General features: G+C 53.5%; 14 protein-coding genes and 1 pseudogene. 12 read left to right on the forward strand and 3 right to left on the reverse strand.

Annotation, left to right across the window (positions count from 1 at the left end; translation table 11 throughout):
• Nucleotides 1–94 precede the first annotated feature (94 nt).
• Nucleotides 95–325 (forward strand): annotated as a pseudogene (locus T260_RS134170) (TSUP family transporter); the annotation flags it as partial.
• Between the two features lie 149 nt (nt 326–474).
• Nucleotides 475–858 (forward strand): DUF302 domain-containing protein, encoded by a 384-nt coding sequence (locus T260_RS134165; RefSeq protein WP_013145023.1) that lies wholly within the window; start codon nt 475–477, stop codon nt 856–858.
• Nucleotides 859–1033: 175 nt separating this feature from the next.
• Here the strand turns inward: T260_RS134165 and desB are convergent, their stop codons facing one another.
• Together desB and T260_RS134155 are read right to left on the reverse strand one after the other, a co-directional pair.
• Nucleotides 1034–2152, reverse strand: coding sequence for a Delta(10) desaturase DesB (gene desB, locus T260_RS134160; protein ID WP_023633521.1), 1119 nt, complete (start codon nt 2150–2152; stop codon nt 1034–1036).
• Nucleotides 2153–2435: 283 nt separating this feature from the next.
• Complete coding sequence (locus T260_RS134155; RefSeq protein WP_023633522.1) at nt 2436–2849, reverse strand: EamA family transporter; 414 nt, start codon at nt 2847–2849, stop codon at nt 2436–2438.
• Between the two features lie 388 nt (nt 2850–3237).
• Here T260_RS134155 and T260_RS134150 point away from each other — a divergent pair, with 388 nt between their 5' ends.
• The 10 genes from T260_RS134150 (at nt 3238) to T260_RS134110 (ending at nt 15010) form a co-directional block, all read left to right on the forward strand.
• Nucleotides 3238–4089, forward strand: a complete 852-nt coding sequence (locus T260_RS134150; protein WP_020278586.1) for an HAD family hydrolase — start codon at nt 3238–3240, stop codon at nt 4087–4089.
• Between the two features lie 87 nt (nt 4090–4176).
• Nucleotides 4177–5568 (forward strand): hypothetical protein, encoded by a 1392-nt coding sequence (locus T260_RS134145; protein WP_023633523.1) that lies wholly within the window; start codon nt 4177–4179, stop codon nt 5566–5568.
• A gap of 275 nt (nt 5569–5843) precedes the next feature.
• Entirely contained in the window at nt 5844–6686 is an 843-nt protein-coding gene (locus T260_RS134140; protein ID WP_023633524.1) for a citryl-CoA lyase, read from the forward strand.
• Between the two features lie 3 nt (nt 6687–6689).
• A complete protein-coding gene (locus T260_RS134135; RefSeq protein ID WP_020278589.1) occupies nt 6690–8126 on the forward strand; it encodes an aldehyde dehydrogenase family protein in 1437 nt (478 codons plus the stop codon).
• A gap of 14 nt (nt 8127–8140) precedes the next feature.
• Complete coding sequence (locus T260_RS134130) at nt 8141–9139, forward strand: zinc-dependent alcohol dehydrogenase (RefSeq protein WP_031212345.1); 999 nt, start codon at nt 8141–8143, stop codon at nt 9137–9139.
• Nucleotides 9136–10899 (forward strand): thiamine pyrophosphate-binding protein, encoded by a 1764-nt coding sequence (locus T260_RS134125; RefSeq protein ID WP_023633526.1) that lies wholly within the window; start codon nt 9136–9138, stop codon nt 10897–10899. Before T260_RS134130 ends, T260_RS134125 begins: the two co-directional genes overlap by 4 nt.
• A 30-nt stretch (nt 10900–10929) precedes the next feature.
• Nucleotides 10930–11766 (forward strand): sugar phosphate isomerase/epimerase family protein, encoded by an 837-nt coding sequence (locus T260_RS134120; RefSeq protein WP_023633527.1) that lies wholly within the window; start codon nt 10930–10932, stop codon nt 11764–11766.
• Nucleotides 11767–12040: 274 nt separating this feature from the next.
• Nucleotides 12041–13057 (forward strand): TRAP transporter substrate-binding protein, encoded by a 1017-nt coding sequence (locus tag T260_RS0119765; RefSeq protein WP_031212347.1) that lies wholly within the window; start codon nt 12041–12043, stop codon nt 13055–13057.
• 78 nt (nt 13058–13135) lie between these two features.
• The gene (locus T260_RS134115) at nt 13136–13726 is read left to right on the forward strand and encodes a TRAP transporter small permease (RefSeq protein ID WP_023633528.1); all 591 of its coding nucleotides are present in this window, start codon (nt 13136–13138) and stop codon (nt 13724–13726) included.
• The gene (locus T260_RS134110) at nt 13727–15010 is read left to right on the forward strand and encodes a TRAP transporter large permease subunit (RefSeq protein WP_023633529.1); all 1284 of its coding nucleotides are present in this window, start codon (nt 13727–13729) and stop codon (nt 15008–15010) included.
• Between the two features lie 189 nt (nt 15011–15199).
• Here the strand turns inward: T260_RS134110 and T260_RS134105 are convergent, their stop codons facing one another.
• A complete protein-coding gene (locus tag T260_RS134105) occupies nt 15200–16513 on the reverse strand; it encodes an MFS transporter (protein ID WP_023633530.1) in 1314 nt (437 codons plus the stop codon).
• Nucleotides 16514–16767 lie beyond the last annotated feature (254 nt).

The raw sequence follows: 16767 nt of genomic DNA on the forward strand, positions 1-16767 counted from the left end.
TATCTTTTCCAGGTTGCGCTCCCCGCTGAAGTCGTTTGCGGTCACATAGCCGAAAAACGTTAGCTCTTTGCCTTCATATCCCGTGTAATAAAAGATGGCCGAAAATTTGGCCATTACGTTCATTTCCTCCATTGGCTCTACGTTCGGGAAAATCGCCACCGGCCAAGTCGATTACATCCCGGCGCTCATCATGGTCGTCGCGAGCTTGCTTGCCTCTCCGCTAGGGGCGAAAGCGGGGCAAAAAATGAACACGAAAGTGCTGCAAGTCATCCTTGCCGTGTTGATTTTGGCGACGGCGGTGAAAATTTGGGTGGATATTTTATGATCGAAGCGCTTGAAAGGCGACGGGTCACGGGAAAAGACATGTGAATGCTGGAACTGATCATGTGTCGCCGTCCGTTTTCTGCGTGATGGTGAGCGATCGATTTGAGCATGCTAAACAACGGGAAAACATAACGAAGGGAAGAATGAGCGATGTTCCATTACACGGTTGACGTGTCAACGGGCATGAACGAAACGATCGAGCGTTTGGAAGAAAGCTTGAAACAAGAAGGATTTGGCGTGCTCTGGCAGTTTAGCGTAACCGAGAAGCTGCAAGAAAAGGGGCTTGATTTTTCCACGCCGATGGTCATTTTAGAAGTGTGCAACCCGCAAGAAGCGGCTCGGGTGCTAAACGAAAACCTCTTGGTTGGCTACTTTTTGCCGTGCAAACTCGTCGTCTACCAAGAAAACGGCACAACGAAAATCGGCATGCCGAAACCGACGATGCTCGTTGGCATGATGAACGATCCTGCTTTGAAGGAAATCGCGGCCGACATTGAGAAGCGGCTGGCCGCTTGCCTCGACCGCTGCCGCTGATGGGCAATGAAAAAAGGTGTCCCAAAGTGATGGGGCACCTTTTGGTTGTGCGCACATACACGGAAACGCAGGTTTGCAGAAAGAAAAGCGCTCTTTTCCCTTCTCCGCCGCTTCTTGATCGATGATCCAAAAGGAGAATCACATAGGGGGCTGATTGTTGCAAAGCCAATCCTTTCTACAAATTCCCTTGCCCCGCCGCTTTTTTGGTTTTTGCCCGTTTTTTGGCTGAGCGCGGCTGTTTTTCTGTTTCCAGCTCGCGATGCACAATCCGGTCGGGATCCAACCCATTGCCAAGCGTGCCGTAAACATGGCCTTGCTTTGGCTCGATGAGCTCATGTTGCTCGTAGTAGACGCGCGGCGTTTTCCAAAGGGCGGCCAACGCTTTTCCCATCGGCATTTCGTGGTAGCGGTCGGGCCACATTTGTTTGATGTATGTTTTCACGAGCGGATAGTACTTCGAACTCATCGCTGGAAAGAGATGATGTTCGGTATGGTGCGAAAAGTTGAAGTGAAGGATATCCACCCACTTTGGCACCGTGACGGACAAGCTGTTGGCCAACGGATCGTTGACCGGCACTAACGGATTGAGACGGTGGTTTGTTGAGATATAGCTCATGACGATCGTGTTGGCGACGAGCAGCGGAAGCAAAAAGGCGAAAAACCATTTTTCCCAGCCGACAAGCCATAACAGCCCGAGCCATGTCGCCCAAGGCAAGAAAAATTGAAACAGGACAACTGCGCGGTTCTTCCGGCGAAAGTCTTTGAAAAAGTAAAACAGCATCCGGATCGAGTGAACGGTAAACATCACGGACAAGGAGCTAAAAGCGAAAGAAGCGCGAATCGGAAACGGGATGCGGTATACCCAAGAGAGCAGGCGGCTTTTCGCTAATTTCTCCATGCTTGGCCACGCGTCCGGGTCTTTTTCTTCATGCTGGGTATGCACATGGTGGCTGGCGTTATGCCATTTTCTCCACAACTTCGGACCGGTGCAAAGCGGCCAAAAGGCGATCGCTCCGAGAAGATCGCGCAGCCATGGCGTTTTGACGACTGTGCCGTGCAAAATTTCATGTCCTAAAAATCCTAACGCAGCAAAACTGAAACCAAGCACAACAGAGATGAGGAGGTTCCATACCGGGTGAAGATGAAAAAGTGATACAGCGAGGATGCCGGTGATGACGAGCCCTACATAAGCCAGACCTCCAAACAAGCGGGACTTCACAGGTTGAAACGCTTTTTTCGGCAAATGCGGGGCAATTTTCGCCGCGTACCAACCGAACGGGTGAAAATCATTCATTCAGTGATCTCCTTTCAAACTACTCTCCGTTTGACAAGCAGCGGCGAAGCCATTCACACACTCTTGGTCGCAACGAAGACCTTATTTTTTAATGAGGTGATCCCAAAAGCTGTCCTCTATGCCTAAATGATGTGGAGAGGCGAGAAAAGCTCTTGGTCATTATAAAGACTATTATAACATCTTTTGGATCGTTCTGTCTATAGGCTTGATGGAAAAATACCAAATTTGGGCATGATGGCAGTTTTTCCAGAAGGACAGGCTAGGCGCTTGAGCAGGCGGCTGGCTAAAACATCATGATCAATGTACCGATGGTAATGAGCAACACCCCGATCACCACTTTCGCGGACAGCGGTTCGCCGAGAAACATAGCCGCAAACAAAATCGTCAGCACCAAGCTTGATTTGTCAATGGCGGTGACGCGCGAGACATCGCCGATTTGGATCGCTTTGTAGAAACAAAGCCATGACAATCCGGTCGCCGCTCCTGAGAGGCAGAGAAACACCCAGCTTTTCGTTGAGATTGCTTTGACGCCTTGATGAGCCCCTGTCATCCAGACGATCATCCATGCGAGCACAAGCACGACGGCGGTGCGAATGGCGGTCGCTAGATGGGAGTTCACGTTCTCAATGCCGATTTTCGCCAGCACCGATGTCAGCGCCGCAAACACCGCCGCCAGCAAAGCATAAACGATCCACATGCACATCCCTTCGCTTTCATTGAGAATTTTTCTCATCTATTATACTACGAGAAGGGAGAACATTTCACCATTTTTCCATTCGTTTGTTATAATGGAGGACAAGCACCGCTGCTGGCGCCGCTTTTGCGCGAGTTGGGCGTCAATATGAGCACAGGTCCAACCCCTCGTTCTGATGAAGTACGGCAATTGTTCGAACAGTTTGCGATCTAAGAAGCCGACAGCTATTCAGAATAAAAGGAAGAGTTGCAGAACAAGAGCAGATGGAGGCAGGCGCTGGAGTGCGGAGTGAAAAGTGCGGGAATTTCCAGCTTTCCACTAGCCCCCTGCTTCTGTCAGAACGCCGTTTTTCTAGAAGCTCTTTGCATGACAAAGGAAAGAGGGATGAGTTATGTTGATTGCACTCGATATGGATGGCACTCTGTTAAACGGGGAAGGAAAAATCAGCGAGCGCAACCGGGCGGCCATTGCGGCTGCAAAAGCGCAAGGCCACATCGTCGCCGTCGTGACCGGGCGGGCGCGCAAAGACGCGCTCGCCCCGCTTTGTGAGGCAGGCCTCGTCTGTCCGATCGCCAGCTTAAACGGAGCGATCGTGACGCTTGAGGACAGCACGGTCATCAGCGAGGCGCCGCTCGAACGGGCGGCGGTCCGCCCGACGCTGGAGTGGGTGCGCGAACAGTCGGATTTGTATTGCGAGACGTACACGGGCGATGCGGTCTATGTCGGCTTGCACAACCGCGCCCAATGGGAAGCGCTCGCTTCCGAGATGGCCGCTGCGGCCCCGGATGTGAAATGGCTGGTGAACAAGCAGTTCCAGCAAGCGCGGGTGACGTATGTCGACGACATCCGCACGGTGTGGGACGACCCGAAGCGGGTGATCTATAAGCTGCTGATTTTCGCCCTTGACCGCGAGCGGTTGCGTGATGCGGCCTCCCGTTTCGCGGCGCTCCCTGGCGTCACGGTCACCTCCTCACATCCGCACAACATAGAAATGAACCACGAACGGGCGACAAAAGGCGAGGCGCTCAAGCAACTCGCTGCCCATTACGGCATCGATTTGCGCGATACGGTCGTCTTTGGCGACAGCCATAACGATTTGTCGATGTTTGAGGTGGCGGGCTGCCGCGTCGCCATGGCCAACGCCGCCCCCGAATTGAAAGCGAATTGTGATTTCGTCACCCTCTCCCATGAAGAAGACGGCGTGGCGGCGGGGCTTGAGCGGGTGCTTGCGAAACGGGTGTAGCAGCACCCGTTTTTTATTCATTTGTCTGCCGCTTGCTGAAAAAATGTAGTATAGTAATCTCATATACTACAAAGAAAGGGGAGAACGATGACGAACGATCGCATCAAAGACATGATCGGAACACTGCGGGTGCCGGTGTACACAGCGGCGGTGGTGCTGTATGTCCTGGCGCAGTTTGTGGCGGCTCCCATTCACTATGTCATGGGAGCCGCGGCGCTGTTGGCATTCGTCGTGTCAGCGTTTTACGCCCACGGGGTGTATATGGTGTCGGGAGTTCTGTTTTTTGGGCTTGGCGTTGGGTTGTTTCTGTTCTATGGCGATGCGTGGCCGACGTTTGTCCTTCATTTTGAACGGGTGTTGGGGCTGCTCTCGCTGTTTTTTGTGCTGCCGTTTATGAATACGCTCATTCGCGTCGGACGGTATGACCATAGTTTAAGCGAATGGCTTAAGCGGAACGCCGAGAGCGTTTCTTCGTTATACCGCCGCAGTTTCAGTGTCTGCCATTTGCTTGGATTGTTTTTAAACATTGCTACGATTCCGCTTCTTGTCCGTTCGTTGCGCGCCGCGCTGCAAAATTTGGACGGACGGGAGGCCGAGTCGTTTTATGTTCGGAATTTGTTGCGGGCGTATGCGCTTTGTTTGACGTGGAGTCCGATGGAAGTGATGATCAGCACGACGATTGACTTTACCGGCGTGCGTTATGATCAAGTGGCGCTGTTTTTGTTGCTGCTGGCCTTTACGATGGCGATGGTCGATTGGGGGATGGCCGCTGTTTCGTACCGTTGCATCCCGTTGGAAAACGGCGTGGAAACGAATGGGAAAATGACTGTTTCGGTCGGGAAAAAGGCAGCCCAGCTGCTTTTGGTGCTCGTCGTGTTTACCGTGCTCGTTTCCTTGTTGCAACATTGGCTTGGCAAAGGGTTTTTGTTTTCTGTCGTCTTATTGCTTGTCCCGTTTTGCTTCGGGTGGGCGCTGCTCGCGCGCCGGGTGAAGCGGTACGCGACGGTGGCGTTCCGCCATTGGAGAGAACGGACAGAAGGATTGGCGAACTACTTTTTCATGTTTTTAGGGGCTGGATTGTTTGTCGAGATGCTGGCCCGATCCCCTCTGCTTGCGGTGCTTGAGGGCTGGTTCCGCGTCGGGGCGGAGCATTCCGTCTGGCTGTATGCCATGATTGCCGCTTATTTTTTCGCGACGTCGCTCGTCGGGTTTCATCCGTTAGTCAGCTTGACGTTGCTGATGCCGCTGCTTGAGCCGGTGCGGCTGCTTGTTCCGGCTGTGCCGTTGTCGATCGTGCTCATTTGCTGCAGTTTGGCGACAGTGATGTATAGCCCGTACAATATTTCTGTTTCCTTGCTGTCTGAGGAGCTTGGGGATAACCCGTACCGGATCGGCAAACGGAATGTCCCGTTCGCTCTCGGCTATATGACAGCAGGAATCGGCATCGCCTGTTTAGTGGAAAGAATATTTTTTGGTTGACAGCGTTTTCAGTAGAAAGGTATAATGAGATTGAATCAATCGAATTTTTTGATAAGTGAGGCTTAATTTTAGATCGATCTAATAAAACCGGTGATGTCAAGGCAGGGCGTTGGGTGATCATCGGCTCATTGAGGGAATAGAAAGAGAGAAGGTCTGCTCTGTAGACCCTTTTTAGATCGATCTAACTACCTTTCATTCTTTGTTTTAGATCGATCTAATTATCTCTTGTTCTTTTAGATCGATCTACAAAGAGCGACGAAGGAGGATAGACTTAGATGAAGCAACGAAGTGCGCTCGATATGTACGCCGATGGAGGGGCGTGGTGGGAGACGTCGATCAGCGACGTCCGCAAAAATGAAATTCTCATTCGCGGATATCCGATTGAAGAATTAATCGGCAATGTGTCGTACACGCAAATGCTGTACCTCTTATTATGCGGCGAGATATTGAGCGAGAAAAAGGCGAAGTTATGGGAGAGCGTCCTTGTCGCCGGGGCGGATCACGGCCCGCGCGCCCCGTCGATTGCGGCGGCCCGCATGGCGGCGACATGCGGCATTTCGTTCAACTCGTGCGTGGCAACCGGCATTAACGTGCTTGGTGATGTGCACGGGGGAGCGGTGGAAAAAGCGATGGCGCTGTTTTACGAGACGAACGAGCAAATCGAGGCTCGCGGCGGGGAAGGCGCCATGGCGGATGTGATCCGTGAGCAGTTTCAACAGTTTCTCCGTGAAGGGCGGAAACTGCCAGGATTCGGCCATCAGCTTCATGATGACGACCCACGTGTCAGACGGCTGTATGCGTTAGCTGGCGAATTGGTGGAAGAAGGAGAAATCAGCGGGCGGTATTTAGCGATCGCGGAAGCGTATCGTTCCCATTTGGAGAAAACGAAAGGGAAACGGATGACGATGAACATCGACGGGGTGGCGGCCGCGATCCAGTGTGAGCTCGGCGTGCCGGCTACGGCGGCGAAAGGTGTGTTTGCTTTGTCGCGGGGGATGGGCATTGTCGCCCATGCGTTTGAAGAGTGGCAAAACGGCGTGCTGATCAAAGGACCGTGCCCGAACCGGAGCGATTTAGTCCGCTACACTGGGCCGGGGAGACGTCATTTCGAAGAGTAGGTGATGAATATGAGAAAAGCACAGTTGTATATTAACGGGACATGGGTGGAAGAACCGCGTGCGGTTGAGCCGGTGAAAAACCCGTATACCGGGGAAGTGATCGGCGAACAGCAGCTCGCGACGCCGGATGATGTTGAAAGAGCGTTGGCATCTGCGTTTGCGGCGAAAAAAGACATCGCGAGAATTCCGGCCTATGAGCGGGCGCGCATTTTAAAAAAGGCATCGATGCTGCTTGAGGAGCGGAAAGAAACGTTTGCCCGCTATATTTCGGAAGAGCTCGGCAAACCGCTCAAAAATACGTTGGATGAAGTGTCCCGCTCCATTGAAACGCTCGAGCAGTCGGCCGAAGAAGCGAAACGGCTGTTTGGGGAAACGATTCCGGGCGACGCCTCGGCGCGCGGGGTGAAGGCGGTGGCGGTGACGTTCCGTGTGCCGGTCGGCGTCGTGGCGGCGATTACGCCGTTCAACGCCCCGCTCAATTTGATTTGCCATAAAGTCGGACCCGCGTTTGCGGCGGGCAACACCGTTGTGTTAAAACCGGCGCCGCAGACGCCACTTATTGCGACAGAACTGTTGAAGTTGTTGCTAGAGGCCGGGCTTCCACCGCGCGCCATCAACATGGTGCTTGGCGGCGCCGAGGTTGGGCAGCAAATCGTGAAAGACGATCGCGTCAACGTCATTTCGTTTACCGGCGGCGTGGTGGCGAGCCGCAACATTTGCGCGTTGGCCGGCATGAAAAAAGTGCTGCTTGAGCTAGGCGGCAATGCGGCGACGATCGTCCATGAAGACGCCGATTTGAAACGGGCGGCCGCGCTTTGCGCGAAAACCGGCTACAGCAACTCCGGGCAAAGCTGCATTTCCGTCCAGCGCATTTACGTACATGAGTCGGTCGTTGAACCGTTCACCGACTTGCTCAAACGGGAAGTCGAGGCGTTGAAAGTCGGCGATCCGCTGCTGCCGGACACCGATGTCGGCTGCATGGTCGATGAACGGGCGGCAGACCGGGTGATGGATTGGATCGATGAGGCCATCGCGGGCGGGGCGACGCTTGTGTGCGGCGGAAAACGGCGCGGGGCGACGGTGGAGCCGACGGTGCTCTTCAACCCGCCGAAACGAAGCAAAGTCGTTTGTGAGGAAGTGTTCGGCCCGGTTGTCAGCGTCATCCCGTACCGGACGATTGACGAAGCGATCGCAGAGACGAACGATTCTGCCTTTGGCCTGCAAGCCGGGCTGTTTACGAACCGGATGGACATCGTCTATCAAGTGGCGGAGGCGCTTGATGTCGGCGGAGTTGTCATTAACGGCACCTCGAATTTCCGGTTGGATCATTGGCCGTACGGTGGCGTGAAAAATAGCGGCATCGGCCGCGAAGGCCCGCGTTATGCGATTGAAGAAATGACGGAAATGAAAATGATTGTATGGCAGTTTCCGCAAGGATGATGGGTGGTGCCAACATGTTAGCGCTTTACGTGGCGAAGCCGAATGAATTAGAGCTGCGGCGCCTCGAGGCCGTCCGTTCTCCTGAGGGGGATGAGGTGAAAATACAGCTCATCTATGGAGGCATTTGCGGGTCGGATCTTGGGGTGTTGAAAGGAAAACTTCCGCACGCGAACTATCCCGTTCGCGCCGGGCATGAACTAGTCGGTGTCGTCGTGGAAAAAGGAGAACAGGCGGCGTATGACATCGGGACACGGATCGTTGTGTTGCCGAATACGTATTGCGGAACGTGCGACTTATGCCAAAAAGGGTTGACGAACATCTGCCGGCATAAAAAATCGCTTGGCATCAACGTCGACGGCGGATTTTCGCATGAATTCATCATCTCGTCCAAGTATGTGCTTCCTGTTCCTGATGATCTCTCCGATGAAAAAGCGGTGCTCGTCGAACCGTTTGCTGTCGTCGTGCATGCTTTAAGCAAAGTGCGGATCGAGCCCGCCATGCGCGTAGCGGTCATCGGTTGCGGAAATGAAGGGATGATGGCGGCCGTCCTCGCCCGCCATTTGGGTGCGGACGTGACGGCGGTCGATGTGAATCCGTTAAAACTGGAGACGGTGAAAGCGATGGCGGACATCCGCACGCTTGCGCCTGATGCGCTGTCAGGTGAAATGTTTGATGTTGTCATCGAGGCGGCCGGTGCGCGCGAAGCGGTCGAACAGGCGGCGGAGCTTGTCGCTCCAGGGGGGCATCTTGTGTTGATCGGTCTGGCGAATGAAGCGACATTTCCGGTCGTGCGCCTCGTTCGCAACGAAGTAACTGTGCATGGCTCGATCATCTATCGCTTCCCGGATGACTATTTGCAAGCGATTCATTATTTGCAGACGATGCCGCATCCGATCGAACGGGTCATTTCCCGCATTTTTCCGGTCCGCGACTATCAGCGGGCGTATGAGTTGGCGTCATCCGGCAATGCGGGCAAAGTCGTGTTACGTTTCAAGGAGGAGGAAGAGCGATGAAAAAACCAGTAGCCGAACAGTTGGTCCGGTATTTGGAAGACCGCGGTGTTACGCATATTTTTGGGCTTTGCGGCCATACGAACATCGCAGTGTTGGCGGCTTTGGAGCATAGTTCAATCAAGTTCGTCAACGTCCGCCACGAACAAATTGCCGCTCATATGGCCGACGGCTATGCGCGGGCGAAAAAGGAAACGGCTGTCGTCCTCTGCCACGTTGGCCCAGGGCTGACGAATGCGGCGACCGGGGTGGCGAACGCAGCGCTTGATTCCATTCCGATGGTCGTCATCGCCGGAGATGTGCCGAGCCATTATTACGGGAAGCATCCGCACCAGGAGATCAACTTGCACGCCGATGCGTCGCAATATGAAATTTACCGCCCGTTTGTGAAGCGGGCATGGCGGGTCGACCGGCCGGATTTGTTCCCGGAAATTTTGGAAAAAGCGTTCCAGTTGGCGGAGAACGGCCGCCCGGGGCCGGTGCTTGTCTCCGTGCCGATGGACATTTTCTCCAAAGAAGTGGATGTGGCGCTGTTTGAAAAGCAAAAGCGGCATACAAAAACGCTGCATAAGCCGTCGATTGACGATGAAACCGCGAAACACATCATTGAGAAGCTGATGCAGGCGGAACGCCCGCTTGTGTACGTCGGCGGCGGCATTATGCTGGCGGATGCGGCGGAAGAACTGAAAACGTTTGTGGAACACTTCGACCTCCCGGTTGCGCACACGCTGATGGGTAAAGGGGCGCTGCCGGATGACCATCCGCTGACACTAGGCATGAGCGGATTTTGGGGGGCGAAATTTGTCAATGATATGTGCCGAAACGCCGATGTCATTTTGGCATTGGGAACGAGATTTTCCGAAGCTGATTGCAGCTCATGGGAGCCGGAGTATACGTTCAACATTCCGGAAACGAAGCTCATTCATATTGACATCGACCCGAACGAAATCGGGCGCAACTATCCAACGGAACTCGGCATCGTCGCCGATGTCAAGCAAGCGCTTACCGTGTTGAACCGCGTGGCGAAACAAACCGTGCCGCAAGGGCGGACGGACGAGGCGCTGAAAGAACGCATCGCTAACTATAAAGAGGAATTCCGGCGGCAAAATGCGCCGCACATTCAAGACGACAGCTATCCGATGCGTCCAGAACGCATTTTGCATGAGGTGCGGGAAGTACTGCCGAAAGATGCCATCATCACGACCGATGTCGGCTGGAACAAAAACGGGGTCGGCCAACAGTTCCGAGCGTATGGCGCAGGGACGATTTTAACGCCAGGCGGTTATGCGACGATGGGCTTTGGCGCTCCGGCCGCACTTGGAGCGAAAATCGCCTGCCCGGATCGCGTCGTCGTGTCGCTCGTTGGAGATGGTGGATTTGGCCAAAATCCGGCGGTGTTGGCGACAGCGGCTGAGGAAAATATCGCCGTTGTTTGGGTCATTATGAACAACTACGCTTTTGGCACGATCGCCGGGCTCGAGAAAGCGCATTTTGGCACGACGCACGGGACGGTTTTCCAAAAGGACGGTAAGCCGTATTCGCCGGATTATGCAGCCATTGCCCAGGCATACGGCGTTGAAGGGGTGAAAATTCGCTCGGCGGAAGAGTTTAAACCGGCGCTCGAACGGGCCATTCAGGCGAACAAACCGTTTGTCATCGATGTAGAAATGATCAACGTCCCGACGCCGACGTCCGGCCACTGGAATATTATGGACATCTATTCCCCAGGCAAACGTGTTCACCATGTTGCGGTGGAGCGGTAAGAAGAAACCTTCAAGATCGGGGGGAAGGATATGGCGAGAACCTTTTCATTGGCCCATTTGACGGTGCTCGGCTGCCCGCCGCCGGAGATGGCGCATATTGCCGCCCGGGCAGGGTATGATTACGTCAGTTTTCGGATCATCTACATGGGGCTGCCCGGCGAGCCAAACTATGCGTTGGCGGAAAATCCACAGCTGTTGCGTGAGACGAAAGCAGCGTTGCGGGAAACCGGCGTCAATCTGCTGGATATTGAGCTGGCCCGCATTGATGCCGATACGGATCCAAAACGGTATGAACCGGCCTTGGAAGTGGCGGCTGAACTGGGCGGCCGCCACGTCTTAAGCAGCATTTGGACGACCGACCGCAGTGTTTACATCGAGCGATTTGCCGAGCTGTGCGAACTGGCGGAACCATACGGGTTGACGGTTGATTTGGAGTACGTGCCGATTGCAGCGGTGACGAATTTGGCAGGAGTCGTCGATGTGTTAAAGACGGTAAGGAAAGACAATGCTGGCGTTATGATTGATTTGCATCATTTTCATCGCGCTGGCGATTCGCCAGAAGCGCTGGAAGCCGTGCCGCGGGAATGGTTCCATTTTCTCCATCTTTGCGACGCGCCGGGCGAGATTCCGGCGTCAAAAGAAGAGATGACGAGAATTCTCCGCGAAGAGCGGCTGTACATCGGCGAAGGCGGGATTGATATTGCCGACATTGTCCGTCGCATTCCGGAAATTCCCTGCTCGATCGAGCTGCCAAACATCAAGCGTGTAAAGGAATTGGGCTACGAAGAGCATGCGCGACGTTGCCTGCAGTCGGCGAAAGACTATTTTGCTCGTCATGTCACGGAGCAAAGCGATCTATCGGCGTGATCGATAAACAAAAGTTTGGCAGCGCTTCCTACAAGGGAGGCTGCCATACACGTATTCATAGTTATCTGAAAATTTTATATATTAATTCTGTTTATTAAAAATAAATGCTCCATTCATTTGGTTGTTTCCCGCATGACCGGCCGCGGTCGAGAGAGAACAGAATGGCCTGCGGCAAAACGGGAATGCGGGTTCAACATACAACACGATGCCAGCCGGTTGATCCGTTCGGCTGCATCAACCATTGCACTATAGAGGAAAGAAGGGGGAAAAGGTAATGAAAAAGATGTTGGTGTTGTTGTTTGCCTGCCTGTTGGTGCTTGCGGGGTGCTCATCGAAATCTGAGCCGCAAGGAGGCGGTGCGGCGAAAAAAGCAGAACCAAAAGTGATGAAGATGGCCGTCGCGACATCAAAAGATCGTTCGTTGACGAAAGGGCTGTACAAATTTGCCGAAATCGTGGAAAAAGAGACAAACGGATCGATCAAAGTCGAAGTGTATCCGGATGGGCAGCTTGGGGGAGATTTGGCGGTGTTTGAAGCGCTGAAGATGGGAACCATCCAAGGATCGACGATGTCGACCGGTCCGATCGCTTCCTTTGCGCCGCGCCTTGGGGTGTTAGACTTGCCGTTTTTATTCAAAGATCGGGAAACCGCTTACAAAGTGCTGGATGGGAAAATCGGTCAAGACTTGCTCAACGATTTGCCGTCTGTCGGCGTGATCGGCCTGAACTATTGGGAAAACGGCTTCCGCCATTTGACGAACAACGTGCGGGAAGTCAAAAGCGTGGATGACATTAAAGGGTTGAAAATTCGGACATTGGAAAATGACCTTCATATTGACTTGTGGAAAGAGTTAGGAGCCACTCCGGTACCGATGGCCTTTACCGAGCTGTTCACCGCTTTAGAACAACACGTTGTAGACGGCCAGGAAAACCCTGTCGGGAATGTCGCAATCAATAAGTTTTACGAAGTGCAAAAATATTTGACGAAAACCGGCCACGTCTACAATGCGAGCCCGCTGCTCATCAGCAAAAAGTTTTGGGACACGTTGACGGACAAAGAAAAAGACATCATTACAAAAGCGGCGGAAGAAGCAAGAGACTATCAGCGAAAGCTCAATCAAGAAGAAGATGAGAAAATGTTCGACTATTTGAAACAGCAAGGAATGGTCATTACCGAGCTGTCCCCGGAAGAGAAGCAAAAATTCGTGGAAAAAGTGCAGCCAATCTATCAAAAATATGCGCCGAAATTTGGGCAAGATTTAGTGAACGAATTGATTGAAGCAGGAAAATAACAGAATGGCAAAGCCGGCTCTTAAGGGGGACTGCCCCTTAAGAGTCCTTCCATTCTTTCAGACTTGGAGGGAACAACGATGAAAAGGATCGGAGCCGTTCTGGAGAAGACGCTCAACGCATTGATGGCGTTCTGTCTCGCTTTCATGTCCATTCTTGTGTTCGGCAATGTCGTACTCCGCTATGGGTTTAACTCCGGCATCACTTGGTCGGAAGAAATGTCGCGCTTTCTCTTCATTTGGATGTCGTTTCTTGGAGCCATTGGTGCTTTGAAGGACAATGACCATCTAGGCGTCGACACATTGGTGAGAAAGCTGCCGACCGGCGCCAAGCGCATCGTGTTTGTCATCAGCAACGCCATCGTGCTTTACGTGCTCTATTTGCTGTTTGACGGAAGCTGGAAAATTACGCTCAGCAGTGTCGGAAGCCGGGCTCCGGCGACCGGGCTGCCGATGGCGTTCATCTACGGAACTGGGCTTGTCGTGAGCATCGGCATGGGCCTCATCATCTTGTTTCATCTGTATCAGGCGCTGTTTCGCACCGGGGCGATTGACGAGTTGACGAGAATGAAAGAATCCGAAGAAGCAATCATGGCGGCCGCTCCAGTGCAACACGAAGCGACAGAACTGGCGCTCGGGCGAAAGCAAGGCGCCGCGGGAGGTGAACGGTAGATGGCGTTAGTCGTGTTTATCGGATCGCTCCTTGGCGTGATGGCGCTCGGGATGCCAATCGCGTTTGCGCTGTTAGTCAGCGGCGTTGCCCTCATGTTTTACTTGAATATTTTTGATACGCAAATCATCGCGCAAAACTTAATCAGCGGCGCGGACAGCTTTCCTCTGATGGCGATTCCGTTCTTTATTCTCGCCGGAGAGCTGATGAACGCCGGAGGCATATCAAGACGGATCATTCGCTTCGCCATGGCGCTTGTCGGCCACATCCGCGGCGGGCTGGGGTATGTCGCCATTATCGCGAGCGTGCTGTTTGCCGGCTTGTCGGGTTCGGCGGTGGCCGACACGGCGGCGCTTGGGGCCATTCTCATCCCGATGATGGTCAAAGCCGGGTACAACCGCAATCGGTCGGCCGGCCTCATCGCCGCCGGCGGCATTATCGCGCCGATCATTCCGCCGAGCATCCCGATGATCATCTTTGGGGTGACAAGCGGCGTGTCGATTACGAAATTGTTTATGGCCGGCATCGTTCCGGGGATTCTGCTTGGGATTTCTTTGGCGGTCTGCTGGTGGTGGGTGACGCGGAGGGATCAAGCCGAGGTGCTTCCGCGCCAATCGGCGAAAGACATTTGGCGGGCGACCCGCGAGGCGTTTTGGGCGCTGATTTTGCCGGCGATCATCGTCGGCGGGCTGCGCGGGGGTGTGTTTACGCCGACCGAGGCGGCGGTGGTGGCCGCGTTTTACGCGTTGATTGTCGGCATGTGCATTTACCGCGAACTGAAGGTGAAAGACTTGTTTCACGTGCTCGTGGCCGCGGCGAAAACGACAAGTGTCGTCATGTTTTTGGTGGCGGCGGCCATGGTGTCGGCCTGGCTCATTACGGTCGCCAACATTCCGGCGATCGTCACGGACGTGCTCGCGCCGCTCATCGATCATCCGCTGGCGCTGCTTTTGGCCATTAACGCGTTGGTGCTATTGGTCGGAACAGCGATGGACTTGACGCCGACGGTGCTCATTTTGACGCCGGTGTTGATGCCGATTATCGAAAAGGCGGGAATCGATCCGGTGTACTTCGGGGTGCTGTTTATCCTGAACAACTGCATCGGGCTGCTCACGCCGCCGGTCGGCACGGTGCTGAACGTCGCCTGCGGGGTCGGGAAAATCAGCATGGAAGACATTATGAAAGGAGTTTGGCCATTTTTGCTTGTGGAAACGCTCCTGTTGCTTTTGTTGATTTTCTTCCCGTCTCTTGTGACCGTGCCGCTTGGGTGGTTTGCGGGGCATTGATGCAAACTTGATCTTGGAAGGACAGAAGTCATGGCGAGAAAAGGTAGGTCCGAGAGCCGCTGTCGAGGCTTCGGACCATTGTTTTGAATGTGGCTAGTGCAATCTCACATCATTCGGCAGCGAACTGATGAAAAAGCGCCTCCATCCGGCTTGCTCATCGCTCGGGTGAAGGCGCTCCTAGCTTGTTTATCACGCTTTGATGTGTGGGATGACTGTTCTTTGAGCTGCTTCAGGCTTTGGGATCGGCTCGATCGGCTCCAAATCGGTTAGCAAAAAGATATAACTGAAAATGCCGGCGAGCAAAATAAGCGCCGCGACGAGAAAGGCGTACATAAACGAGCCGGTCGCTTGAACGATAAAGCCGGTGACGATCGGTGCGACAATTGCCATCGAGTTGTTGCCGAACGTCAAAAGGCCGGTTAATGTTCCAACAGTTCCTTTAGGAGCAATAAAGGTCGGAATGCTGTAGGCGATCGATGATGTGATGACTAAGCCGCCGAGTGCAATCGAAATGCAAAGAATCGCGATGTTCGGATTTGTCGTAAAGGCGGCGCCGATGACAGACAGTCCGAGCAGCATGCCGATGACTAAAAACGTTTTTCGCACGCGCGTCGAATGGCCTCCTTTGTTGATGAGCCGGTCGACGAGCCATCCGCCGATCACGATTTCCGAAATCGTGCCGACGATCCATGGAATTGAGGCGTACCAGCCCGATTTCAACACCGACATGTGCATTTCCGTCGCCAAATAGCCGGGCAGCCACGTGAGAAACAAAAACCATGAGTAACCGTAGGCGGCAAACCCGATCAATGTCGCCCACACTTTTTTCTTCGTCAGCAAATACCGAATCGTCTCCCAAACGTTTCCCGATGTTTCATCCGACTTTTGCGCTCCGCCTTGGACAATGTAGTCATATTCTTCTTTCGAAAGCTTCTTGTCCTCATGCGGATCGCGGTACGTTGCCCAAAAAATGATGGCATAAATCAAACTAAGTACAGCGGTCACGTAGAAGCCGGCCCGCCATCCCCATTCGGTGATGATCCACGCGATGATCGGGGTGCCGATGGCGTTTGACAGCTTCGACTGGGCGTCGTAAAGGGAAATCGCGGTCGCCCGCTCATGGCGCGGGAACCATTGCCCGACTGCTTTGGCGGCTGACGGGAAATACGGAGCTTCCCCGATGCCCAACAAGACGCGCGATAACATGACAAGCCCTTGTCCGCTGGCGATGGCGGTCAAGAAACACGCCGCCGTCCAAATGATCGTTCCAACGCGCGTCACCCATTTGACGCCGATTTTATCGAGAATAACGCCGGCTGGAATTTGCAAAATGGCGTACGACCAAGCAAAGGCTGACAACAAAATGCCAAGCTGTCCGGGCGTTAGGCTGAATTCTTTCGACAGCGGCTGAATGCCGACCGACATGTTAATGCGATCAAAATAGTTGATAATGACTCCTAAGGCGATCAAAAATGCAATCGCCCAACGTCGTTTTTTCTTCATGGTCATTCACCATCCTTGTTTGGTTCTTAGTAGGAAAACGTATACAGTTCTTAGTGAAAAAAATGGACGTGAGATTTATGAGAAATGATGGTTCCATAGCAAGTGTTGGGCTAAACGGTTTGACAACGTTGTTTGTCTTCCTTTTACAGTGAAGCCGAAAGTCTTGTCGTTCGTCCCTCCTTCTCTTTGTTCCGTTCTATGTAATTCATTTTCTATCAATGGAACTCTTGAATGGATTATAACAAATTTCACTT

The organism is Geobacillus thermopakistaniensis, from assembly GCF_000498995.1.
Lineage (GTDB): Bacteria > Bacillota > Bacilli > Bacillales > Anoxybacillaceae > Geobacillus > Geobacillus thermoleovorans.

Excerpts from the sequence above, each read along its gene's own strand:
- T260_RS134110 (WP_023633529.1), top strand. The coding sequence starts at position 13,727 with ATGGCGTTAGTCGTGTTTATCGGATCGCTCCTTGGCGTGATGGCGCTC.
- T260_RS134165 (WP_013145023.1), top strand. The coding sequence starts at position 475 with ATGTTCCATTACACGGTTGACGTGTCAACGGGCATGAACGAAACGATC.
- T260_RS134135 (WP_020278589.1), top strand. The coding sequence starts at position 6,690 with ATGAATATGAGAAAAGCACAGTTGTATATTAACGGGACATGGGTGGAA.
- T260_RS134140 (WP_023633524.1), top strand. The coding sequence starts at position 5,844 with ATGAAGCAACGAAGTGCGCTCGATATGTACGCCGATGGAGGGGCGTGG.
- T260_RS134130 (WP_031212345.1), top strand. The coding sequence starts at position 8,141 with ATGTTAGCGCTTTACGTGGCGAAGCCGAATGAATTAGAGCTGCGGCGC.
- T260_RS134120 (WP_023633527.1), top strand. The coding sequence starts at position 10,930 with ATGGCGAGAACCTTTTCATTGGCCCATTTGACGGTGCTCGGCTGCCCG.
- T260_RS0119765 (WP_031212347.1), top strand. The coding sequence starts at position 12,041 with ATGAAAAAGATGTTGGTGTTGTTGTTTGCCTGCCTGTTGGTGCTTGCG.
- T260_RS134105 (WP_023633530.1), bottom strand. The coding sequence starts at position 16,513 with ATGAAGAAAAAACGACGTTGGGCGATTGCATTTTTGATCGCCTTAGGA.
- T260_RS134150 (WP_020278586.1), top strand. The coding sequence starts at position 3,238 with ATGTTGATTGCACTCGATATGGATGGCACTCTGTTAAACGGGGAAGGA.
- T260_RS134145 (WP_023633523.1), top strand. The coding sequence starts at position 4,177 with ATGACGAACGATCGCATCAAAGACATGATCGGAACACTGCGGGTGCCG.
- T260_RS134155 (WP_023633522.1), bottom strand. The coding sequence starts at position 2,849 with ATGTGGATCGTTTATGCTTTGCTGGCGGCGGTGTTTGCGGCGCTGACA.
- T260_RS134115 (WP_023633528.1), top strand. The coding sequence starts at position 13,136 with ATGAAAAGGATCGGAGCCGTTCTGGAGAAGACGCTCAACGCATTGATG.
- desB (WP_023633521.1), bottom strand. The coding sequence starts at position 2,152 with ATGAATGATTTTCACCCGTTCGGTTGGTACGCGGCGAAAATTGCCCCG.
- T260_RS134125 (WP_023633526.1), top strand. The coding sequence starts at position 9,136 with ATGAAAAAACCAGTAGCCGAACAGTTGGTCCGGTATTTGGAAGACCGC.